This window comes from Sphingomonas sp. AC435, from assembly GCF_979253005.1.
The window spans coordinates 1-19,127 of sequence record NZ_CEEDCJ010000017.1 but is presented as its reverse complement, the minus strand read 5'-3'; the positions used below and the strand labels follow the sequence as shown (position 1 = coordinate 19,127).

Annotated in this window: 25 protein-coding genes and 2 pseudogenes; 17 read left to right on the top strand and 10 right to left on the bottom strand. The window is 62.2% G+C overall.

Going from position 1 to position 19,127, the window contains the following annotated elements:
• Window positions 1–129 precede the first annotated feature (129 nt).
• From AC0CH8_RS18500 to AC0CH8_RS18490, 3 genes are all read left to right on the top strand, one after another.
• Window positions 130–720 carry a J domain-containing protein gene (locus AC0CH8_RS18500; RefSeq protein WP_465241143.1) on the top strand — a complete coding sequence of 197 codons (591 nt, stop codon included), beginning with the start codon at window positions 130–132 and terminating at the stop codon, window positions 718–720.
• Between the two features lie 416 nt (window positions 721–1,136).
• The gene (locus AC0CH8_RS18495; RefSeq protein ID WP_204199851.1) at window positions 1,137–1,415 is read left to right on the top strand and encodes a hypothetical protein; all 279 of its coding nucleotides are present in this window, start codon (window positions 1,137–1,139) and stop codon (window positions 1,413–1,415) included.
• An 18-nt stretch (window positions 1,416–1,433) separates the two neighbouring features.
• On the top strand, window positions 1,434–1,628 hold the full coding sequence (locus AC0CH8_RS18490; protein WP_465241142.1) for a DUF6961 family protein: 195 nt from the start codon (window positions 1,434–1,436) through the stop codon (window positions 1,626–1,628).
• Here AC0CH8_RS18490 and AC0CH8_RS18485 read toward each other — a convergent pair.
• Window positions 1,604–1,858: a hypothetical protein gene (locus AC0CH8_RS18485; protein ID WP_465241141.1), complete on the bottom strand. Its 255-nt coding sequence runs from the start codon at window positions 1,856–1,858 to the stop codon at window positions 1,604–1,606. The genes AC0CH8_RS18490 and AC0CH8_RS18485 overlap by 25 nt on opposite strands.
• Window positions 1,859–2,015: 157 nt before the next feature.
• Between AC0CH8_RS18485 and AC0CH8_RS18480 the strand changes: the two genes are divergently transcribed.
• From AC0CH8_RS18480 to AC0CH8_RS18460, 5 genes are all read left to right on the top strand, one after another.
• Window positions 2,016–2,216: a hypothetical protein gene (locus AC0CH8_RS18480; RefSeq protein ID WP_465241140.1), complete on the top strand. Its 201-nt coding sequence runs from the start codon at window positions 2,016–2,018 to the stop codon at window positions 2,214–2,216.
• A gap of 39 nt (window positions 2,217–2,255) precedes the next feature.
• Complete coding sequence (locus AC0CH8_RS18475) at window positions 2,256–2,408, top strand: hypothetical protein (RefSeq protein WP_465241139.1); 153 nt, start codon at window positions 2,256–2,258, stop codon at window positions 2,406–2,408.
• Window positions 2,409–2,606: 198 nt separating this feature from the next.
• Entirely contained in the window at window positions 2,607–2,792 is a 186-nt protein-coding gene (locus tag AC0CH8_RS18470; RefSeq protein ID WP_465241138.1) for a hypothetical protein, read from the top strand.
• Window positions 2,793–2,810: 18 nt separating this feature from the next.
• Window positions 2,811–3,113, top strand: a complete 303-nt coding sequence (locus AC0CH8_RS18465) for a hypothetical protein (RefSeq protein ID WP_465241137.1) — start codon at window positions 2,811–2,813, stop codon at window positions 3,111–3,113.
• On the top strand, window positions 3,110–3,319 hold the full coding sequence (locus tag AC0CH8_RS18460; RefSeq protein WP_465241136.1) for a hypothetical protein: 210 nt from the start codon (window positions 3,110–3,112) through the stop codon (window positions 3,317–3,319). Before AC0CH8_RS18465 ends, AC0CH8_RS18460 begins: the two co-directional genes overlap by 4 nt.
• Window positions 3,320–3,353: 34 nt before the next feature.
• On the opposite strand, the gene AC0CH8_RS18455 is transcribed toward AC0CH8_RS18460, so the two are convergent.
• On the bottom strand, window positions 3,354–3,929 hold the full coding sequence (locus tag AC0CH8_RS18455) for a hypothetical protein (protein WP_465241135.1): 576 nt from the start codon (window positions 3,927–3,929) through the stop codon (window positions 3,354–3,356).
• A gap of 189 nt (window positions 3,930–4,118) precedes the next feature.
• Here AC0CH8_RS18455 and AC0CH8_RS18450 point away from each other — a divergent pair, with 189 nt between their 5' ends.
• The 4 genes from AC0CH8_RS18450 (at window position 4,119) to AC0CH8_RS18435 (ending at window position 6,937) form a co-directional block, all read left to right on the top strand.
• Entirely contained in the window at window positions 4,119–4,544 is a 426-nt protein-coding gene (locus AC0CH8_RS18450) for a LexA family protein (RefSeq protein WP_204199843.1), read from the top strand.
• A complete protein-coding gene (locus AC0CH8_RS18445) occupies window positions 4,541–5,809 on the top strand; it encodes a Y-family DNA polymerase (protein WP_465241134.1) in 1,269 nt (422 codons plus the stop codon). The genes AC0CH8_RS18450 and AC0CH8_RS18445 overlap by 4 nt, the downstream gene beginning before the upstream one ends.
• A 231-nt stretch (window positions 5,810–6,040) precedes the next feature.
• Complete coding sequence (locus AC0CH8_RS18440; RefSeq protein ID WP_204199841.1) at window positions 6,041–6,226, top strand: hypothetical protein; 186 nt, start codon at window positions 6,041–6,043, stop codon at window positions 6,224–6,226.
• An 84-nt stretch (window positions 6,227–6,310) separates the two neighbouring features.
• A complete protein-coding gene (locus AC0CH8_RS18435) occupies window positions 6,311–6,937 on the top strand; it encodes an SOS response-associated peptidase family protein (RefSeq protein WP_204199840.1) in 627 nt (208 codons plus the stop codon).
• Between the two features lie 47 nt (window positions 6,938–6,984).
• Here the strand turns inward: AC0CH8_RS18435 and AC0CH8_RS18430 are convergent, their stop codons facing one another.
• From AC0CH8_RS18430 to AC0CH8_RS18400, 7 genes and pseudogenes are all read right to left on the bottom strand, one after another.
• Window positions 6,985–7,380 (bottom strand): hypothetical protein, encoded by a 396-nt coding sequence (locus tag AC0CH8_RS18430; RefSeq protein ID WP_204199839.1) that lies wholly within the window; start codon window positions 7,378–7,380, stop codon window positions 6,985–6,987.
• 529 nt (window positions 7,381–7,909) lie between these two features.
• A complete protein-coding gene (locus AC0CH8_RS18425) occupies window positions 7,910–8,542 on the bottom strand; it encodes a PEPxxWA-CTERM sorting domain-containing protein (protein WP_465241133.1) in 633 nt (210 codons plus the stop codon).
• Window positions 8,543–8,754: 212 nt separating this feature from the next.
• A pseudogene (locus AC0CH8_RS18420) lies at window positions 8,755–8,865 on the bottom strand (PEPxxWA-CTERM sorting domain-containing protein); the annotation flags it as partial.
• A 423-nt stretch (window positions 8,866–9,288) separates the two neighbouring features.
• Complete coding sequence (locus AC0CH8_RS18415; protein WP_465241132.1) at window positions 9,289–9,540, bottom strand: hypothetical protein; 252 nt, start codon at window positions 9,538–9,540, stop codon at window positions 9,289–9,291.
• Window positions 9,541–9,697: 157 nt separating this feature from the next.
• The gene (locus AC0CH8_RS18410) at window positions 9,698–10,756 is read right to left on the bottom strand and encodes a serine hydrolase domain-containing protein (protein WP_465241131.1); all 1,059 of its coding nucleotides are present in this window, start codon (window positions 10,754–10,756) and stop codon (window positions 9,698–9,700) included.
• A gap of 141 nt (window positions 10,757–10,897) precedes the next feature.
• Window positions 10,898–11,689: a hypothetical protein gene (locus AC0CH8_RS18405; protein WP_465241130.1), complete on the bottom strand. Its 792-nt coding sequence runs from the start codon at window positions 11,687–11,689 to the stop codon at window positions 10,898–10,900.
• A 439-nt stretch (window positions 11,690–12,128) separates the two neighbouring features.
• Window positions 12,129–12,551 (bottom strand): hypothetical protein, encoded by a 423-nt coding sequence (locus AC0CH8_RS18400; RefSeq protein ID WP_465241129.1) that lies wholly within the window; start codon window positions 12,549–12,551, stop codon window positions 12,129–12,131.
• 148 nt (window positions 12,552–12,699) lie between these two features.
• Here AC0CH8_RS18400 and AC0CH8_RS18395 point away from each other — a divergent pair, with 148 nt between their 5' ends.
• Both AC0CH8_RS18395 and AC0CH8_RS18390 read left to right on the top strand, forming a co-directional pair.
• Entirely contained in the window at window positions 12,700–14,850 is a 2,151-nt protein-coding gene (locus AC0CH8_RS18395) for a prolyl oligopeptidase family serine peptidase (RefSeq protein ID WP_465241128.1), read from the top strand.
• A 244-nt stretch (window positions 14,851–15,094) separates the two neighbouring features.
• The gene (locus tag AC0CH8_RS18390; RefSeq protein ID WP_465241127.1) at window positions 15,095–15,880 is read left to right on the top strand and encodes an SHOCT domain-containing protein; all 786 of its coding nucleotides are present in this window, start codon (window positions 15,095–15,097) and stop codon (window positions 15,878–15,880) included.
• Window positions 15,881–15,994: 114 nt separating this feature from the next.
• On the opposite strand, the gene AC0CH8_RS18385 is transcribed toward AC0CH8_RS18390, so the two are convergent.
• Complete coding sequence (locus tag AC0CH8_RS18385; protein WP_465241126.1) at window positions 15,995–16,675, bottom strand: hypothetical protein; 681 nt, start codon at window positions 16,673–16,675, stop codon at window positions 15,995–15,997.
• Window positions 16,676–16,928: 253 nt separating this feature from the next.
• Here AC0CH8_RS18385 and AC0CH8_RS18380 point away from each other — a divergent pair, with 253 nt between their 5' ends.
• The 3 genes and pseudogenes from AC0CH8_RS18380 (at window position 16,929) to AC0CH8_RS18370 (ending at window position 18,952) form a co-directional block, all read left to right on the top strand.
• A complete protein-coding gene (locus AC0CH8_RS18380) occupies window positions 16,929–17,180 on the top strand; it encodes a hypothetical protein (protein WP_465241125.1) in 252 nt (83 codons plus the stop codon).
• A 115-nt stretch (window positions 17,181–17,295) separates the two neighbouring features.
• Window positions 17,296–18,076 (top strand): annotated as a pseudogene (locus tag AC0CH8_RS18375) (IS5 family transposase).
• A gap of 159 nt (window positions 18,077–18,235) precedes the next feature.
• The gene (locus tag AC0CH8_RS18370) at window positions 18,236–18,952 is read left to right on the top strand and encodes an IS6 family transposase (RefSeq protein ID WP_465241124.1); all 717 of its coding nucleotides are present in this window, start codon (window positions 18,236–18,238) and stop codon (window positions 18,950–18,952) included.
• The last annotated feature ends 175 nt before the right edge of the window (window positions 18,953–19,127 follow it).

Here is a 19,127-nt window from a genome sequence, read left to right as displayed (position 1 = left end):
CTAGGAAACAAAACAAGCAGTTTCGCGGCACTGACAGCTTCATCGAAGTAGCAGAACGCTGCAGGAGCCGTTACTTCATACTACGTCAGGAGCTGGTCCGTTCGATTTGCCCGCAGCGTCAGCAGGCATATGGCGCGACACGCGAACATGCCTGCTTGGCGTTTAGCGACAGGTGAAATGCGCATGGCTAACTCGCCCGACTATTACTCTGTGCTGGGAGTGCCCCCTACGGCAGATCGTGCGGTTATTCACGCCGCGTGGAAGGCACTGCTCCGCCGATATCACCCCGACGCAAACTTCGGTGAGGACGTTTCTGCCCGCGCAAAAGCAATCAACGAGGCGTATGCCGTCTTGGGTAAGAAGGAAGCACGTGCCGCCTACGATCGCTCGCGACTTCCGCCGTCTTCCCGCTCATACACCTCGCACCGCTCGTCCTACCCCACCCAAGCGGGCAGGCGCCCGATACGGCCTGGCCCGTCACTGCGGCCCAGCGGTAACGTCTCGCAACCTCTCGAGGCCAATCAGTGGCTGATAGGCTTCTTACTGCTGCTCCTCACGACTGCGCCCGTGGCTATGATCCTGGTCCTGCACTTCGAGGAAACGGGATCGACGTATGTAGTTCGACGCGACGGGGCCGCTCCCCGTGTGCCGGAGATGCCAGCCGTCCCCGAACGCACCTCATCGGGCACGAAGCTTCGGGTCGAGCAGTCAAAATTCTGAGTAGGCTGTCAAGGTAAGCATGAACGATCAGGGGAGGTTTGGAGGCGGCAAGTGGTGTGAGTCGCCAGCGACCGAACAGGTCAAGTCGAATATGTCGGCGGCCGTCGGCTGCGTTCCGGTGGCAGCATCTGCATCGGACTGCGCGGGAGGCGCTACTGCATCACCAGCGGCGGCGATCAGCACCACGTGATAGAGCGCCGGGGCAGGGACGCAACCGGGTCACCTGCCGTTCGATCTGGCTTACTGATAACCGCCGTTCTCCTCGCGCTCTTCAGCAGCGTCCTCCTGCACCTTCTCCATCTCTTCTGCTTCTTCCTTATCCTGCGTGGTGTCGGGATCGATCATGATTCGCTCCTTCGTGTCGGGCCTCAACGCAAGATCGGGCAAGCTGGGTGCGCGGCAGTTGCCCGCGATCCATGTTCCACAATCGCGCGTTGACCTGCATCGGCCCAGTCAGGCAACCCTCGGAGATCATCATGCGGTTCGTTCAGATCGACATCCTTCCATCCGGCAAGGCGCTGGTGGACATCGACAAGCTGACCCATGCTGTGCCTGAGGGTGCGGGAACCCGCCTTTTCCTCGGAGCTCAGCACCTGGACGTGCCGCATTCGCTGGCCGAGCTGGAGAACGTGTTGGCCGGTCGCGACCGGACCGACAGCGGCGAGAACAGCATGGCTGGGTTCGGGAGGCGGTGAACGGCAGCAGGTGACAGTATGGCGTGCGATCACGAGCTATGGAGCCTCACGCTCAAGCTCGAACAGGAACACGGTCGAGAAGGGTCGAGGCACATAGCTGAACGGATCGGCGCCGCCGCAATCGCTGGTGATTGGGACGATGTCAGGATGTGGAAGGCGGTTGCTGCGAAGTATGACCAACTGCTGCATCAGGGGATGGGAATGGCTTCCTGATGGGGCGATACTGCCGCGCCGTCCTTTGTGTCGTGCCCACGCGTAGCGACTTGGACGACCACCGCCGTTGCGAGCAGGATGGACGACACCAGCCCGCCGATCGCCAGCAGGCCGGACGAGCTGATCGCGAGGTCTAGCCTCAGTGCCGAACGTCGGCCGACCTTCAGCTTCAATCGCGCGCGATGACGACGGTCGAGGCTGACCGGAGCGACTGAATTGTCGATGTGCATGGGGTGACCAACGCTGGATGCTCAGAGCTGTTCATCGACTTGTGATGTGCCGATCCGACTGCACCGGCCCGACGTTCGCCTGCCGATCCGATCCGTGCTAGGTCGCTGCCACAGGGCGGAGCGATCCTCGGTTCCGCCGATTACAAGCAGACAAGTCATGGCAGATGCCAAGGACGTGGCGGCCGCGATACAGTCGGCGCTCGACGAGATCGGCGTGACTGGCGAACTTGATGTGACGATGGATGGCAAGGCGACCAGGAAGCCGCTGGGCTCGTCAGGCGGCGACGACGTGCACATCGACGTGGTCATCGAACCAGCGGATGAAGCTGGCGAACGGGCACGCGATAGGCCTGCTTGACCGTAGGCTTGGGTCCGACTTCAGGAGAATACCATGTCGATGGAAGACACCACAGAGATCGGGCAGCTGCGAGACCGGCTCAACGTCGCTGAGCGGAATGTGACGATGCTCCACGAACTGCTGAAGCCGCTGCTGAAGGCCAACGGACTAGCCGCACCCGACCTGCTTCACTCGGTGCACGGCACGCGATGAAGCCAGGCGTCGCCGGCGATCAGGTCACAGCGGCGGCTGCATCGTCGAAGCGCGCCTGGTGGTCGACCGCTGCCGACAGATCAATGGGACGGAGCTGCACCAGGCAGGCATGTTCTTAACCGGCCTGGCATAGAGCTGGCATCAGGACGAACATCGAGGATCTGACGCATGCGACATTGGAGGGGCGACCGCTCGACGGTGGAGCGCGCGGTTGAGATCGCCCGGAACGGCCTGGCCACTAATCTCGACGGCATCCGGGTGCGGCTGAACAGCGAGGGGCGCCGGGAAGTCGAGGCTGCGACAAGCGGCATGTTGATAAAGGCCCAGCTCAACCAGCTGATGAAGGAGCGGACAGCCGCCTCGGGAGCCAGCACCGGCCGTTGACCTCGATCTCGCGATCGGATGATCTGGATCATCGTGTGCGAGACCACGCTACGCCTACGGTCGGCCATGACCAGCACCGAATTGCACGACATCGCCAAACTCCGCAGTCTCCGCGGCACGCTGGGCGAGATGCAGCAGCCGCAAAGTTCTGCGGGAAGCGACGAAGCTATCAACAACTGCCAGGGCGAGATCAGCAAGATCGAAGCTGACTGGCCGGACGATCGGTTGGTCGCCGCCTACAATGGCACGGAAAAGCGCGCCGGCGATCCCGAGGCTGACGCTCTGCTAGCCGAGATCAAGCACCGTGGTTTGAGCCTGTGAAGCGGTCGGATGGCAGCAGGTCGACAGTCGAGCGTGCAATCGAGATTGCCCGCATCGGCACCGCTACTTCAATACCGGAGATCCGGGCGCAGCTTCGCGAGGAGCACTACGAGAACGTGGAGACGGAGACGAGCGGACTGACCATCAAGGAGCAGCTGAAGAAGCTGATCGCCGGTCGGCAGGAACGCGGTGTTCGTGTCACGTAGACCGGACCACGCCTGACGAATGCGGCCGCTTGCTTCAGCCTGGCTCCTTTCGCAGATCCCCTTGCTCATTCTGCATCATCCAGAACCGTGACCAGCCTCGCACCTTCGGGAGGATCAGCCACGTCAGCGCGGACGTGAGCAGGACCGAGGACACGATCTGCTGCAGGACACGCGGGACGTCGGGCAGTGCCCATCCGACGACGCTGCTCACGATCAGCAGCGTCGGCACTACCCCCAGCCAGGTTACCAGTGCCGTCTTCCACTTCTTGGCGGCAACCTCGCTGGGCAGATCGAAGCCCATGACGCTGCCGCTGTCGTTCTGGTCCAAGCCAACCGAGAAGGCATCGGCCTCGGACGCCAGCGCGATGTAGGTCGCGCCCTCCCACCAACGCTCTAAGCTCGGCCGCTCGTCGAAGTGCAGGACGAGATGATGCAAGCTGCCCGCCTGATCGAGGCGCACTGCCGACATGAACCCGCCATCGACTTGCGCCGCAGCGATCACGCGATCCACCCACGAACCATACGCCTCTTCGTGTCCCGGGCGCATGACGCGGCTGATGACGAAGGCGGCGGGCACGGGTGGGGGGCTGGGCATCACCAGCCGGACCATCGAGCGTCCGACAGGTTCCGCTATGCCGCCATTCGATTGGAGGGGCAGCAACCACTGGCCCTCACCGAGACTGAACGCCGACTGCTGGTCGCTCTGCCCGGTCGATCAGCTGCGACAAGCCGATTACGATTTGCTGTTCCCCATTCGTTCTGGTGAGCGTTACAATGCGCGCGAACGAGGGACCGAGTCATGAGCGCGTTGAGGCTCCACGAAATACCGTATGATCTGGTGCCGCGGGAGGTGCCGTACTTTCTATGCCGAACGCCCGCAGGGTTTCCGTCGCCCGCGCAGGACGACATGCAAGACCCGATCGATCTGGGTGCCTGGCTCGTCGAGCATCCGGCTGCCAGTTACATCATGCGCGTCGACGGCCAGTCCATGTCGGGGGCGGGAATCAATGACGGCGACCTGATCGTCGTGAACCGCGCCAAGCAGGCTCGGGCGGGCGCGATCGTGGTGGCGCTGGTCCACGGCGACCGCACGCTGAAGCGGCTGCGCCGGATGGACGGCCGCTTCTGGCTGGTGCCGGAGGCTGAAGGCTTTCCGCACATTATCGTCGATGAAAACGTGGAGATCTGGGGCGTCGTGGTCGGTGTCGCCCGCAAGATGCCATGACCACGCCGATCGCGCTGATCGACTGTAACAACTACTATGTGTCCTGCGAGCGGGCGTTCGACGCCAGCCTCGTCGGAGTGCCAGTGATCGTCCTGTCCAACAACGACGGGTGCGCCATCGCCCGCTCGGCCGAAGCGAAGGCGCTCGGCATCAAGATGGGCGATCCGATCCACCATCTGCGCGAAAAGGTACGTCAGCATCGCATCCGGGTCCTGTCGTCGAACTACACGCTCTACGCCGACATGCAGCGCAGGGTGATCGCGGCGTGCGAGGCATTCGCCCGCGACTTCGAGATCTACTCCATCGACGAGACGTTCCTCGACCTCGCTGGGTTTGAAGACCGCGATCTCGTCAAGCATGCCCACGCCATGCGCGATCAGGTGCGGCAGTGGACGACCATCCCAACCTGCGTCGGCATCGCCGGAACGAAGACCCTGGCAAAGCTGGCCAATGCCGCCGCCAAGAAAGACGCAGCGCTCGGCGGGGTGGCCGACCTGCGCGATGAGGATGTCCGCCGTCACGTCATGTCCGCCTTTCCGGTTGGCGACGTCTGGGGCGTGGGCGGGGCGACAGCGCGCAAGCTGGACGACCTCGGGATCACCACCGCGGGAGCGCTGCGCGACATGCCGATGAAGCAGGCCAGAGCGGTCGGCACGGTCGTGCTGGAGCGTCTGGTGGCGGAGCTGCGCGGCGTGCCGTCCGCCGCCGTCGAGATGGTGCAGCCGCAGCGTAAGGGCATGGCGGTGACCCGGTCCTTCGGCACGCCCGTGACGAGCTTCGACGGGATGATGGGGGCGCTGAGCCAATATGCGCTGCGCGCCGGCGAGAAGCTGCGCAGCCACGGCCTCGTCGCCGCTCGGCTTACCGCCTTCTTCCATACCAACAGGCACAAGCCCGAGCGGCCGCAGCATGCTGGATCGCGCATGGTTACGTTGCATCCCATGACAAACGACAGCCTGGAACTGATCGCGGCCGCTCGCCGTGCAGCGGAACGGGCGTGGCGCGACGGCTACGCCTACACCAAGGCCGGGATCATGCTGGACGATCTCGTCGCCGCAGACATGCGTCCGAGGACGCTGTTCGAGGAAGACACGGACAAGCGGACCCGGCTGATGGGCGCACTGGACGAGATCAACGGCCGGTTCGGGCGGTGGACGGCGGTGACCGCGTCGCAGGGGTTCAAACGTGAGTGGAAGCTGCGATCGGAGATGCGGTCGCCGGCGTGGACCACCAGCATCGCCGAGGTGCCGACGGTTCGCGCCTAGCTGAACGTGGCAAGTCCGTGGCGTTCACCACCCGGGAAGCGGTGGCATGTCATGCAGCACCATGCCCCGCCGCCCCGCTAGCAGGCGCCCCTGGCGTCCGGTCGATCCGCGATGTCGTCGTGAGCGATTGAAGGAAACGTGGCAGGAGCGGTTCATCCGTTGGTGGCGCATCGTTCGATCCGACTTCTAGCAGGAGTCGACGGGCGACAACCGCGGACATAGGCTGGCACCATGACCGACGAAGATGCGACTCACCGCCTCGGCGCAGCGATAAACCACCTGCACGCCTTCGCCGCCACGTTCAGCCCTAACGACTATGTCAGCGAGGCAAGCGCGCTGACCGGCGACGACCTCAACGTGATTCTTGATCGGCTCGAGAAGGTGCACGCTGCGGCTGTCACGGAGCAGAAGCCGTGAGCGGTTGCCGGTCGGTTAGCGCAGGCGCTGGCACGGCGATCACGGTCGGGGCGGACAGCACAGTTATGCACCGGGGCTCGCCTGATGTGTAACCGAGCCCGCCTCTCTGGCGAACCGGAGACGCTGTTCGCGCGCTTCAGCGCGAGCTGGGCGCAGGACGTGGTGCGGCCAAACAAGGATCCGGTCGAGCTGTTCCCCAAGAGTAAGGCCTTTGTCATTCGCGAGGAGCGTGACCAGCGGGCCGTCGACCTGATGCTGTGGGACGTTCTGGGCGGCGCTGCTCCGTGGCCCATGACCAACGTCCGCAACCTGGGGCTGCCGCAGTGGCGCCGGCTTGCGGCCGAACCACATAACCGCTGCCTCGTCCCGCTGACCGAGTTCTGCGAGTGGACGCCGGACAAGCACAAGGTTGGAGACGGCGCACCTATCAAGGGTGAGATGTGGTTCGACGTGCCAGAGCAGCCGGTATTCGCTGTCGCTGGGTTCTGGCAGCAGACGAGCAAGGGGGCCGGGTTCACAATGGTCACGTGCGACCCCAACGAGCTGGTCGCGCCGATCCACCCCAAGGCGATGATCACGATCCTGCATGAAGCGGACTGGGATCGTTGGTTGCGGGGTAGCTATGACGATGTGGTTACGCTCCAGCAGCCGTATCCGTCGGAGCGGATGACGGTGCGGGGGCCGGTATTCCCCACGCGATCACAAGGTTGAGATGACCGAAGCGCAGCTACAAGCCACGTTCGGGTTGGAAAAACAGATTAGCGCTGCTTGAGACGCTCCAATGGCAGCGAGTGCCCCGCGGGTGTAGAGCCGGTAAGCTGTGGATCAAGTTCGCCCGACTTGATTGCGGCTTCGAAGGCGTCGAGTACCGCCGGAAGCTCTTCGACTTGCCAGATTGTGACTGACTGTCCGCCGATCACCATGGGTTGGCCGTCCGGACGTGTCGGGGTGAATGCCACCCGCCCGGCGTCGTCGCGTGCGAGCCACTGCCCACCGGCCTGTGGCGATTGATCCAGATCGTAGGCGGTGCGGGCCTGATGGAGCTTGTCGAGCATCGCGGATCGTTCGGTGTTCGGGTTAACCGGGTCAGATGCGGCTGCGGCAGCGGAGCCGATAGTGCTGGCAGCACCGTCCACGATATCCTTCAGTGACATGTTCTGGCTCCACCTCCGCGGCAAAACGGGCTCGCAAAAGCTCAACTGGATAGAACGTCCCGCAGTTCCGCCGCCGCAGCGGTTCAGTCGGGTGACCTGTAGCCACCCTTCGCGTTAGGATCGGACTTCTTGTAGCCACCACGGCGCGGGTTCGCGATCGCCTTTCCTTCCGAGCGGCTAGTCACGACGGTCTCCGGCTGGATGCTTGGGGCCGGTGTCGGCTGCGGCTGGTTACCACACGCTGCTAAGGATAAAAGGACTGCCGTTGCAGCTGCCGATACGGTGTAACCGGTACTCGCTCGTCGCATTCAACATCCTCGATTTGGCTAACGCCGGAACCATATCTGCCAGGTTGATCGCTGGGAAGTCGCTGGCTCGTCGGTGAGATACAGGAACATAAGGGCGGGCCGTTCAGCCAATCGTCGTCAAGCGGGGCTCTAGTTGGCAAGAGCCGAGCGAGTCCCGGCAGCACGACAAAGCCGACAATCTCTCGACCGGCGGCTTCCCCATCCCCGCCAGGGGAAATCAATTAAGCGAACGAGACTTCCGCGCTGACGCGACGGCGGCGCATCGCTCCGCCAACTACGCCCATGCCGCCGATCATCATCGCCCACGTTGCAGGTTCGGGAACTGCACCTGCCGGTGTCGACGCGTAGGACAAATCATCAATCGCGAACGTCGGGCCTCCGGCAGCATCGATCGACAGGGCGCGAAACCCCGTGCTGTCGATCAAGCCAAAGAATGGCGTCGATCCATTTGCGAGTGTAAGGCTATAATGCGCCGCGCCCCCGATCGTCAGCCTCGATGTATCATAGGACAGCAGGTCGAAGCCGACCGCGTACACATCGGATTGAAACACAATCGAGAAGACGCTGCTGCCGTTATCAGTAATGAATGCCGCTGAATTTCCGGAACTCGCGCCTAGATCACCGTTGATGAAAACTAAATCAGGATTTCCTCCGGTTTCTGCAATGGTGAAATCGCCATAGGCTTGGCTGGCGGCTGCTTCCCGTTGCTGCTCGAAACTCTCGAACATCAACGCTCCCGCGGCAGCCTCGAACGCGACGCGATCGGTATAGATCGTCGGTGTTGCGCTGGCAGGAGCCGAGTACGCCGTTGAGATAGCTACGGCAGCCAGAATCCGCATCCCGAAAGTCTTCATAAACCAACCTCATGACCTTTTATCGGGACGATCTTTTGTGTTAACTGCTGTATAATCATTCATCATTTGATGTTTTTATCGGCTGTTGAGTGCGTCCCGATTTGGGACGATCCGCCTCAAACCGCCCCTCCTGCTCCGGCAAGGCACAGTGAAGCCGCTGACGACCCTGCGGAGTGGTCAGCGGCTTCCTCAACACCACCCAGAATGATGGGTCAGGCGAAGCTATCCTTCGTGCTGACGCGACGACGGCCCATCGCCCCGCCGACCATGCCGAAGCCGACGATCATCATCGCCCATGTGGAGGGCTCGGGGACTGCGCCGATACCGATATTAAAGTTGGTGCTGTCAAAGCAACTGCACACGACCCGTCTAGGGCGAGATCCTAACCCGTTTGCCTGCCCTTCGGAACGCAAACGGGTGCATTCTCTAAACCAAGCCGAGCGGATCCGCAGCACTGACAGCTTTACTGGCTTATGCTCGATTGCTGAAGAATGAGTGATGTACGGTTGATTCGCGAGCTGGTGCACTTGTCTGCCAAAACCCTCTGCTATGGTCGAGACAGAGTGTTATTCAGGGAGCTCACATTCACACCAGCAGCAGCACTCGGCATTGCGCCATCTGCCGCAGCCTGCCACTGCGAGACGCCGCCGCAACGCGAATATAGCCGACGCTGATGACGGTGTTTCGTGAAGTCTAGCCGCAACTATGTGAATTCCGCACGACCAATGCGTGCAGCGATCCGGACATTACCTGTTTCGGCCGTCGCCTGGGCTGCGGTTGGTTGGAACTCCGCAGACCCGCTTGTCCTGCCCTTTCTGAACCACAATTTTGCATCGTGTCATGCGCTTCGCAGCGTTGCCTTTCGGCTCATTCCGGTACTGGCGGCTGTCGGCATACTTCACGCGTACAGGATCCTGATCGGGCACCTTGCCGTGCTGCGCAATAGCAGGCGTGGTGCCAATGAAACATGCTACTACAAGCACATGAGTGTAACGCATCTTCCGATCCTTCACCGTTCCATGTCGCCAACGGACGCCGCTGAAACAGGATCCATCGCGTCGGCTGCTTGCGATTACGTATATCAATCGCTCTCAGTTTCCCGGAGGCAGGTAGGATTGAAAAGGCTCTGCGCTAATCCGGCACGTCGTCGCCCCCTCAAGCAGTGGCGATAGTCTCCACCCAATCCCCGATTTGCGACTGCGACATGTCGGTCGTGTTGAAAATAACGATGGTTTCGCTCCGCCTCAGGCGGTGCGCGATAAGGGCCCGATATCCCTCGACCTTGCCGGTCTCCCACGCCCAAGGATCAGTGCCAATCGGATGGACTCGGCCCCCGAGGGCATATTCTTGGTCTGGCCAACGGAGCGTCGTGAGTTCACGCCTGGATCGATCGCTGAGAAGACCGGTATGGAAAATGCCGTGCGCGGCGCGGACGGCGTCGCGCGCTGTGCTGGCCGTATTACCGCTGCCGGCGAGGTATGCCGGAACCGCCGTCATCTTGCGTATAGGCGGTACGACGCTGCCGTACGCCGCAGCCAGCTGCGGCATTGCGGGTTGACCAACCTGCGCATAGCCAGTCTCGGTCATCTGCAGCGGCTGAAGCACCATCTGCCTGACCAACTCCGCCAAAGGCCTGTCGGTTAGGCGTTCCAAAATCGCAGCCACGATCACCCAGTTAAGGGGGGTATAATCCCATCCTTCGCCGGGGGTGAACTTCAAGTCGCCGGACCCGAACCTCGAGAGGATCTCGGCCGGCGACCCTGTCGAATTGAGGAGCGATCGATCTGCCTTGATCGCGGGAACCAGGAGGTCGGTGATACCGCTGGTGTTCGACAGCAGATGCTTAAACAGCACACGGTCGCCCGTATCGCGGCGGAAATCCGGCAGGTAGGTCGAAACGGGTGCGTCGAGCGATAGCAGGTCACGCTCGACCAAGCGCAGCGCAGTCGCGCTTGCCAACCATTTGGACGCCGAACCCCATTTAAACTGCGTGTGCCGAGTGACGGGACGTTTACCTTCTACATCGGCTATGCCGACACTGCGAATGTGCTCGAGCTTACCCTGTCGTCCGTATGCGAGTACGCCGTTGAAGTCCGCCGATAGCAGGATCCCGTCGATCGCCTGACGCTTTGTTGAAGGTGCCGCCTTTGCAGTTGCTGACGTCGCCGCGGCCAAGGCAAGGCTTCCGGTGATCAGCTCGCGTCTGTCGATCATTATGTTCCCCCGGCCGTGCGTTGCGGCATATGAGCGCCTGGTCAGCACGACCAGAGCAAAGCTGGCCGTCACCCGGCACTGCGTGTCTCATTCCTGCGATTTCAGAAGCTAGCTGAGCGCGGCGCTGTCGCGGATTGATGATCAACGTTTTCGCATACGGGCGCCCACCAACCGCCATCCAACGGCAACGCATAGAAGCACTCCAACGAGTTCTCCTGTCCAGAGCCCGACGCGGCCGAAAGTCACATTGCCGATGACCGCGCCTGCCAGGATTATGACGGCGCACAGGATCGTTGCAGCCCATTCCTGCAGGCTCTCTAGCTTTGCTGACTTCAGCGCAGAACGCGTGCTTGTCTTGCACGTATCATAAGCCACGGCCTCCACCCGATCAACGCCAGCGCTGGCGAATGCTGAGCCGGTTTGCACATCAACGCCAGTCAGCTCATTGCCGATGCTGGTGACCGCTCGAAACGGCATCACTCCTTCACCGTGCCATACCCTATGCGCCTTTCTAAGTTCATCCAGGAACGCGTCCACGCCGTCGAAAAAGTTGGCATAGGAGCTCAGCTCGAGCCGCACCTCCTGCGCGGCTCCCGCCTCGGCAGTCGTACGAAGCGCCGCTGCCCAACTCCGGAAAAGGCTGACGAACTCTGGTGTGCGCTGATCGACCCGTGCCTCCGCCTTGCCCAACATCGCGCACGCGGACTGCCATTGCAGGCGGAGCGATGGGGGCTCCGTGTCATGCTCTTCGAGATCGGCAAAGTAAGCACGGATCTCACGCTGCCATTCACCCTCCAGATCATCCCTGCGAAGGAGGGAAAGCCAGAACAGCGGCAGGCTGTTCTTGGCGGTGAGCTCAAGGACGAAAACCTCCTCGGTTGCGGACGATCCGCTTCCAGCCCCCCGCAGATTCAAGCTCACCAGATTTCCCATGAAAGGGTCAAAAGCTCCATCTTGGCCAGGTTGAGGATCTAGCAGATAGGCTTCACCTCTGAACGCCTGTTTACCCGGATGACGCGACTGATCGCCACCGTTTAGATCGGTGATGAGCGGCTTGACCGCCTCTGAGCGCCTGATCGAAGGGGGCGACGCGCTTCCCGATGGCAGGCAAGGACTGGAACGCTCAAGGGAGCGGGGCAGTGCTATCAGTGAGATCTTGGGTCAGGTTCGTTCGTGACGCGGCGGATGATTGACGTTGAGTTAGCTACTCGAAAGTACGAACCCGGCTGAGCACTCTAGCCTGTGCAAGCTGCCGGCTGAGAGGAACGAATAGCAGACAGGTCAGGCCACCTTCGCAAGCCGCAGAAGATTGACCGTGGAGAACTGCTCATTCTGATGGCCGGCGCGGATCCCTTTTCGGAACGGTTGCCATTTAGGTTTCTATAACAGTTTGGAGAAACGAGCGCCCTCTAAGAGACTCGGGAGTACTTCGACGCCTGTACAGAAAGTAGGACGGCGTGAAGAAAAACGGAGCGGCACCTCGGCGGACCATCATGACCGTCGTGTAGATCCCGAGCAGCACGACGGCCGTTGCCCAGACCGCCCCGACCCACCCCAGGCGTTTGTGAAGGCGTGCAGACGATCGGCCGACCAGCGCAGTCTGCACGACGAAGAGCAGCGTCCAGCCGAAGAAGACCAGGGCATGGAGATGCAGCATCAACGGCACTGCGAAGGTGGACCGGCCCATTGCCAGCTGTGTTGAAAAGCCGAGAACGATGACCACGGCCATTGCGATCGCCGTCTTCATGAAGAAGCCGTGATCCGGCTTCGGTTGTGCAGTGTAGCTGGTGGCCATCGCGAGTCCCCTAACCTCCGGGGCTACATCTCATGGCAGCCATCGTCCCGCCAGATGGTGACCTCGCGGCAGAATATCTTTTCATCGCTGCTGGACAGGTTCGACGACAAGCAACAGAACCATGTAGATTGGAGTGCCGGGGGGCAATATGACGCAAAGACTCGCCACGATCGCGATCGCAGCCGTAATGTCGGCGATGTGTTCGGAAGCGCCGCTCCCTGCGCAGGCGGCGGGCGAAAGTCTCACCAGTTATCCCGCGCAGCCCAGGAGCGTACCGTTCAGGGAGAGGGTGTTCGGCAACGATGTCAGTGATCCGTGGCGCTGGATGGAGGATGCCGGGCAGAAGGCGGAACTGACGACATGGATGCAGGCATCGAGCGCGCACACTCGGGCACAACTGTCGGCGCTGCCGGGGTACCCTGCGCTGTTGTCCGCGATCACAACGGCTTCCAGGGCGAAGCCCGGCATCTACCAGGTGTCATCGGCCGGCGGGCGGCTGTTCTTTGGACTGATCGCGCCCGATGCCAACCAGCCGGTGTTGATGGTTCGCGAGAACGGCCGGGACCGCGTGCTGGTGGATCCCGGCAAGGATGCCGCGATCGGGACCTATCAGGCGTCGCCGGACGGCCGCTTCGTCGTGGTTCAGCTGTCGAAGGGCGGTAGCGAGATCGGTGCGAGCTACATCTATGACGTCGCGACCGGCAAGCGGTTGGACGATGTGCTGACGCCGATGTGGAGCGATCAGGTGAACTGGGCGGACGGCAGAACGCTGCTCTATACCCGCATGGCGCGAATTGAAGGCAAGAACGTGCAGGAGGACGTGACGCTCTACCGCCACGTCATCGGCAGGCCGGCGTCGGAGGACGCGCCGCTGCTCGGAAGCCTCGCCAGGACGACGGTCGTCGTCAGCAAGGAGGAGGCGGCTTTGCCCGGGTCGGACGTCGGCAGCGCCTGGACGATCGGCGTGATCGGGCAGGCGCGACCGGATTCCCGGATAGCGCTGGCGCGCACGGCCGATCTCGTTGCGGGCCCCGCCGCCTGGGTGCCGGTTGCGGACTACGAGGACCGGGTCACGCGCGCCACCGTCCATGGCGATACCCTCTACTACATCACCCAGCGCGAACTGCCCGACGGGGAGGTCCGCAGCGTCGATGCCCGCGCCCCGAAGCTGTCCGCCAGCCGTCGGGTGCTCGGCGGCGGCGGGTTGGTGCTGAAGGAGATCGTGGCCGCCCGCGACGGCCTGTACGTCACGGCGCTCCGCCCGACTGGCTCGAGCCGACTGTTGTTCCTGCGCTACGGTGCGGCAGCGCCGGTCGAGGTCAGGCTGCCGTTCGCCGGTGCGGTCGGCAACGTGTCCGCACCGGCGGACGGCGGCTCGCCGATCGTGTCGATCGTCGGGTGGCTCGACGACATGCAGTATCTGCGGCTCGATGGCGGCAAGGCGACCTCGGTCGGCATCGGGAACGAGACGGACGCTGCCGTGGTCGCCGGCGCGCGGCTGATCGAGGAGGTCGCGACGAGCAAGGATGGAACCAAGGTTCCGCTGACCATCCTCGCTCCATCGGCGACCTTTGCCGGCGCGCGGCCGACGATCCTGGAGGCGTATTCCTCTTACGGCTCCGTGGCGGCACCCTTCTTCGGGCCGGTCACGTTGACATGGGTGCGCCGCGGCGGCGTGTTCGCGACCTGTCACGCGCGCGGAGGAGGCGAGCAGGGGCGTGCGTGGCACGAGGCGGGACGCAGCCACAACAAGCCCCGCGGTCAGGAGGATGTCATCGCATGCGGCGAGCGGTTGGTCGCCCTCGGCTTCGCTACCCCGCGGACGCTGGGTGCGTGGGGCACGAGTGCGGGAGGCACGATCGTGCCGCCTGCGGCGCTTGCCCGGCCAGACCTGTTCCGGGCGGTCACCGCGTCCGTCGGCATGGTCAACCCGACCGCGTTGGACCGCGGCGAAAATGGCGCGAGCCAGTTCGCCGAATTCGGCGATCCGCGCACGGCGGAGGGGTATGATGCTCTGGTCGCGCAGGACACGACCATGCTCGTTCCGAAGTCGAGGGGCGGCCCCGACTTCCTGTTCACGGTCGGGCTCAACGATCACCGGGTCCCGTTCTGGCATTCCGCCAAGGCCGTCGCGACGATGCGGGCTGCATGGCAAGACCGGCACTTGGCCTTGCTGCGGGTCGATGACGACGCGGGCCACGGCGTCGGCTCGGGTCGAGACAAGACCCTGGCGCTCCGAGCCGACATGTACGCGTTCTTCCTGAACCGCTTCGGCCAGCCCGGTTTCGTGAAGCCGTAGGCAGCACGGGAGGCTGCGGAGGACAGAGGTCGACTGGAAAGGCACTCGATCCGTCAACGAGATCTGCAACGCGAAGAGCGGACGAATTGCCGCTGAAGTGTGCGCGGTAGAGTAGGTCGCTCGAAAGAGCCTAAGTGGGCGTCTTGGGGAGCGAGTTTAAGAATGGCAACGCTCCCCGATCCGTGCTTTCGCAGCCATAGCAGGCGTCGTTTTCAGGTTGGTGGACCGCCCTATGAACGGACTTATGCTGTCCATGTTCGTCAGCACAATCCTGAGCGGCGTGATCGCGGCCCTTAGGGATAGATCGGTGGTGCTGTGGACGATCCTGGGAGTCCTGAGCGGCCCCATTGCCGTTGCATTGCTCTTGTGCTTGCCATCGCGCAAAGCCCTCGTGCCGCCAACACCGGTCCGAACGCTTGCTAGCGAAATACGCGAACTGCAGGAGCTACGCGAGCGAGGTCTTATCTCGAACGAGGAGTTCGAGCAGGGCAAGGCGAAGGTTCTGGCGTGGCCGGTCGCATCGGCGGTCCCGCCTGCACTGCCATCGCCGCGAGCCATGGCAGATAGCGGATGGACATGGGCGAATTATCAGCCCGCTGCCCGCGCAGCCTTTATCGATTTGGCTCAGCGCCATCATCTTGATCTGCAATGGCCAGACGACGTGCCATTTGAGGTCGTCTGCACCTTACCTGTCCAACAGGGGCTTTCGTTTGCCATCACGCTAGCGCTCGAGAAAGGCTCCGTCCATTGCTGGGGCGACGGTTGGATACTCGATGGAGCAACTCCCGGAAGCCCGGATGTCGGGCTGCCGGCCGAACTGGCGGAAGGGCTGGATGCCCTCATAGCAGGATCAGGCCGACTGCTGGTACGGACGGCTTACCGCGATACCTTCCCGTTCTGGACATCGTTGCAGGTGCAGCGGAATGGTCGTTGGCGAACGGTACGAGATCAATGGGGTATTCCGATCCTACCGCTATGGCGGCGTACCGTAATCGAAAATCAGCCATCTCGGCCAAAGCCACAGCAGTAGATTCCTGCCCGATCTATCAGGTCTGCACGCTAATTAGCAGGGCCTGACGGCCACGACGCACGATGCGAAGCCCGCCGCCACGACACGAGATCACGGCGGCGGCACGCCCGATGATTACGGCTTCAAGTTGTTCTCCTTGAGCGTTTTGCCATCGGTGGTGAACTCGGCATAGCCGCTTTCCTTGATATCGTTGGCGGCGAGTCGACCATCGATGTCGAGCCGCAGCACGTGGACGTCGCTAAAGGCGCCCGGCGACATCAGCCGTATCCCCGACCAAGCGGAGCGGCTGTAGATCTTGCTCATAGGACCCTTCTGGGCTTCCATGAACGGCGCCAGGGCCGCTGCGTTCACCTGCGCCATCGGGGTGATGTAATCCGCCAGTTTGAATTCAGACGCATCACCACCACTGACCGTGATGTCGACTGGGCTTGGCGCCGCAAACTTGCCTGTGCGCATGTTCAAGGACGTGCTGAGCAGCTTCCTCGCATCGGTCGGATCCTGATACTGAACCGAACAGACGGTCAACTGTCCCTGCGGTTCGTCATCGCTGCTGTCGATGTCTTTGCCCGAACTGAAGAAAGAATTGATTTCTGAAACCTTGGCGTTTGGGCCAAGGTGCTTGGCGATCGCTCGGAAACAGACGTCCGGTCCTTCCGAAATATTAAGCGCCGCAACCTCTGGTGCAGCCGATGTACCGGCCGTGCCCACCTGATTGGCTGCGCCATCGGCAACGTTAGTGGTGGTGTTGGTTCCCTTTCCGCACGCGGACAAGCCGAATGTCGCTGTAGCAAGCATGCACAGTGTGGCGGATCTTGGCTTAAACATGATGGACGAGTTCCTGAGATCGTGATGACTCCGCCTTCATAAGGCACGTTCCTCTGGTGTCGAACAGTAAGGCTTGCGTGCCGCCGTGTGGATCTTTTGCCGAGCGCTGGACGAAGGGTCGGAGCCATGCGATCGACAGACAATGGATCACATCGAACGCGCTGTCAGGCCACGTGGGACGGAACGTAGATGGCCGTCTCCGATCGTCTTGACCTTTTGGGCCATGGCGCTCCTGAACCTCTTTCTGGCGCACTTTGCTTTCGGCGGATACTCATCTTCCGCAGGTGGCGACGCTGCCGGAAACGCGATGAGCAGCGCCTTCGATAAGCTGTTCATGCTTGCGGCATTGGGGCTTGTCGGACTGCTCTCGCTCCTGTTCCTGCTGATCCGCAGGCAGGGATTTCGGATCGCCCTGATCGTGGTGCTGGCCCTGAACGTCTTCCTGCTGCTAACGATCTTGTCTTTACAGTTCTGACAGCAATGCCACCAATCACGCGGCCTGTTGCGGCCTGCATGATGGAACGCCTTAGGGTCAGGACCCATTGATGTGAGCGTCGCGATCTGATTCAGGCTCCGCAAGGAGACCGTGGATGAGCGACCTGTACTGGTTGACGGATGAGCAGATGACGCGCCTGCAGCCGTACTTCCCCAAGAGCCATGGCAAGCCGCGGGTCGATGACCGGCGGGTGCTGAGTGGCATCGTCTTCGTCAATCGCAACGGACTGCGCTGGTGTGATGCACCGAGCGCCTAGGTCCACACAAGCCTGTCTCGAGCGCAGTCGAGAGGACGCTGTACAACCGGTGGAAGCGCTGGGGTGAACGAGGCGTCTTCCTGCGCATGATGGAGGGTCTCGCGGCAGCGGAGGCCGTGCCAAAGACCGTCATGATCGATGCGACCTACCTGAAGGCACACCGCACGGCATCGAGCCTGCGGGTTAAAAAGGGGATCTCGGCCGCCTGATCGGCCGCACGAAAGGCGGCATGAACACCAAGTTGCATGCCGTCAGCGATGCGGACGGACGGCCCTTGAGCTTCTTCATGACCGCCGGGCAGGTCAGCGACTACACCGGCGCGGCAGCTCTGCTCGACGATCTGCCAAAGGCGCAATGGCTGCTTGGTGATCGCGGTTATGATGCCGACTGGTTCAGGGATGCCCTGGAAGCCAAAGGCATTCAGCCCTGCATCCCAGGTCGGAAATCGCGCAACGAGCCGGTCAGATACGATAAACGCCGCTACCGGCGTCGTAGCCGCATCGAGATCATGTTCGGCCGCCTGAAAGACTGGCGTCGCGTCGCCACCCGCTACGACCGATGCCCAACGGTCTTCTTCTCGGCCGTTGCCCTCGCGGCCACTGTCATCTTCTGGCTGTGACCAATGAGTCCTGACCCTAGCCGGCATTTTTCCGATTAACGTGGCGTCAGTAATTAACAGCAGCCTGCAGTCGGATCAGCGAAGTGATGCAAACGTTCTGTCGGGCGCTGTCAGCTGTAATGCACCAGCCGGTAATGGTGGCAGAGTACGGGTAATGGTATGCCCCGCCCGCGCAAGCCAGCCAGTCCGTTCCGCTACTTCAACTCCTCGCCCGAGGTGATCCGGCTGGTGGTGCTGATGTACGTCCGGTTTCCGCTCAGCCTGCGGAACGTCGAGGACCTGTTGTTCGAGCGCGGGATCGACATCTGCCACGAGACGGTGCGGCTGTGGTGGAACAGGTTCGGGCCGCTGTTTGCCGGCGAGGTACGCAGGAAGCGAGTCAACCACAAGCGTGGCTTCCGTCACTGGCGCTGGCACCTGGACGAGATGTACGTGAAGCTGAACGGCGAGATGGTCTACCTGTGGCGAGCCGTCGATCATGAGGGCGAGGTGCTGGAGAGCTACGTCACCAAGACGCGCGACAAGGCAGCGGCGCTCACCTTCATGAAGAAGGCGCTGAAGCGCCACGGCTCACCAGAGGCGATCACCACCGACGGTCTGCGCTCCTATCGTGCAGCGATGAACGACCTCGGCAACGCCGAGAAGCAGGAGGTGGGCCGCTGGGCCAACAACCGGGTGGAGAACTCTCACCTGCCGTTCCGACGACGAGAGCGGGCGATGCTCCGGTTCAGGCAGATGAAGACCCTGCAGAAATTCGCTTCCGTGCACGCCAACGTCCACAACCACTTTAGCCTGGAGCGCCATCTTACCGACCGACAGACCTACCGGGAACGACGCTCCGCAGCGCTTGCGGAGTGGCAGGTGCTCGCTAGCTAGGCGACTAGCCTCAAAGCCCGAGGTGCATCTGGTGGAGAGCGGTTTGCGTTAAACTGACAGCACCCTCGAGCGGCTATTTTCCGTCCGAATTCGACAACTAGAGCGGATTCCGTTCAGTCCGGATCATAGCCGCAGGAGCTGAAGTAGTTGGCGCATTCCTGCGGCTGGAAGAGGT

What these genes read in the sequence shown, in the direction of transcription:
- AC0CH8_RS18400 (WP_465241129.1), bottom strand. Translation starts at nt 12,551, where the DNA reads ATGGCCACCAGCTACACTGCACAACCGAAGCCGGATCACGGCTTCTTC.
- AC0CH8_RS18380 (WP_465241125.1), top strand. Translation starts at nt 16,929, where the DNA reads ATGGCGCTCCTGAACCTCTTTCTGGCGCACTTTGCTTTCGGCGGATAC.
- AC0CH8_RS18450 (WP_204199843.1), top strand. Translation starts at nt 4,119, where the DNA reads ATGAGCGCGTTGAGGCTCCACGAAATACCGTATGATCTGGTGCCGCGG.
- AC0CH8_RS18415 (WP_465241132.1), bottom strand. Translation starts at nt 9,540, where the DNA reads ATGCGTTACACTCATGTGCTTGTAGTAGCATGTTTCATTGGCACCACG.
- AC0CH8_RS18440 (WP_204199841.1), top strand. Translation starts at nt 6,041, where the DNA reads ATGACCGACGAAGATGCGACTCACCGCCTCGGCGCAGCGATAAACCAC.
- AC0CH8_RS18435 (WP_204199840.1), top strand. Translation starts at nt 6,311, where the DNA reads ATGTGTAACCGAGCCCGCCTCTCTGGCGAACCGGAGACGCTGTTCGCG.
- AC0CH8_RS18475 (WP_465241139.1), top strand. Translation starts at nt 2,256, where the DNA reads ATGGAAGACACCACAGAGATCGGGCAGCTGCGAGACCGGCTCAACGTC.
- AC0CH8_RS18480 (WP_465241140.1), top strand. Translation starts at nt 2,016, where the DNA reads ATGGCAGATGCCAAGGACGTGGCGGCCGCGATACAGTCGGCGCTCGAC.
- AC0CH8_RS18485 (WP_465241141.1), bottom strand. Translation starts at nt 1,858, where the DNA reads ATGCACATCGACAATTCAGTCGCTCCGGTCAGCCTCGACCGTCGTCAT.
- AC0CH8_RS18455 (WP_465241135.1), bottom strand. Translation starts at nt 3,929, where the DNA reads ATGGTCCGGCTGGTGATGCCCAGCCCCCCACCCGTGCCCGCCGCCTTC.
- AC0CH8_RS18405 (WP_465241130.1), bottom strand. Translation starts at nt 11,689, where the DNA reads ATGGGAAATCTGGTGAGCTTGAATCTGCGGGGGGCTGGAAGCGGATCG.
- AC0CH8_RS18390 (WP_465241127.1), top strand. Translation starts at nt 15,095, where the DNA reads ATGCTGTCCATGTTCGTCAGCACAATCCTGAGCGGCGTGATCGCGGCC.
- AC0CH8_RS18500 (WP_465241143.1), top strand. Translation starts at nt 130, where the DNA reads ATGGCGCGACACGCGAACATGCCTGCTTGGCGTTTAGCGACAGGTGAA.
- AC0CH8_RS18495 (WP_204199851.1), top strand. Translation starts at nt 1,137, where the DNA reads ATGTTCCACAATCGCGCGTTGACCTGCATCGGCCCAGTCAGGCAACCC.
- AC0CH8_RS18385 (WP_465241126.1), bottom strand. Translation starts at nt 16,675, where the DNA reads ATGCTTGCTACAGCGACATTCGGCTTGTCCGCGTGCGGAAAGGGAACC.
- AC0CH8_RS18410 (WP_465241131.1), bottom strand. Translation starts at nt 10,756, where the DNA reads ATGATCGACAGACGCGAGCTGATCACCGGAAGCCTTGCCTTGGCCGCG.
- AC0CH8_RS18395 (WP_465241128.1), top strand. Translation starts at nt 12,700, where the DNA reads ATGACGCAAAGACTCGCCACGATCGCGATCGCAGCCGTAATGTCGGCG.
- AC0CH8_RS18370 (WP_465241124.1), top strand. Translation starts at nt 18,236, where the DNA reads ATGCCCCGCCCGCGCAAGCCAGCCAGTCCGTTCCGCTACTTCAACTCC.
- AC0CH8_RS18490 (WP_465241142.1), top strand. Translation starts at nt 1,434, where the DNA reads ATGGCGTGCGATCACGAGCTATGGAGCCTCACGCTCAAGCTCGAACAG.
- AC0CH8_RS18445 (WP_465241134.1), top strand. Translation starts at nt 4,541, where the DNA reads ATGACCACGCCGATCGCGCTGATCGACTGTAACAACTACTATGTGTCC.
- AC0CH8_RS18465 (WP_465241137.1), top strand. Translation starts at nt 2,811, where the DNA reads ATGATCTGGATCATCGTGTGCGAGACCACGCTACGCCTACGGTCGGCC.
- AC0CH8_RS18430 (WP_204199839.1), bottom strand. Translation starts at nt 7,380, where the DNA reads ATGTCACTGAAGGATATCGTGGACGGTGCTGCCAGCACTATCGGCTCC.
- AC0CH8_RS18425 (WP_465241133.1), bottom strand. Translation starts at nt 8,542, where the DNA reads ATGAAGACTTTCGGGATGCGGATTCTGGCTGCCGTAGCTATCTCAACG.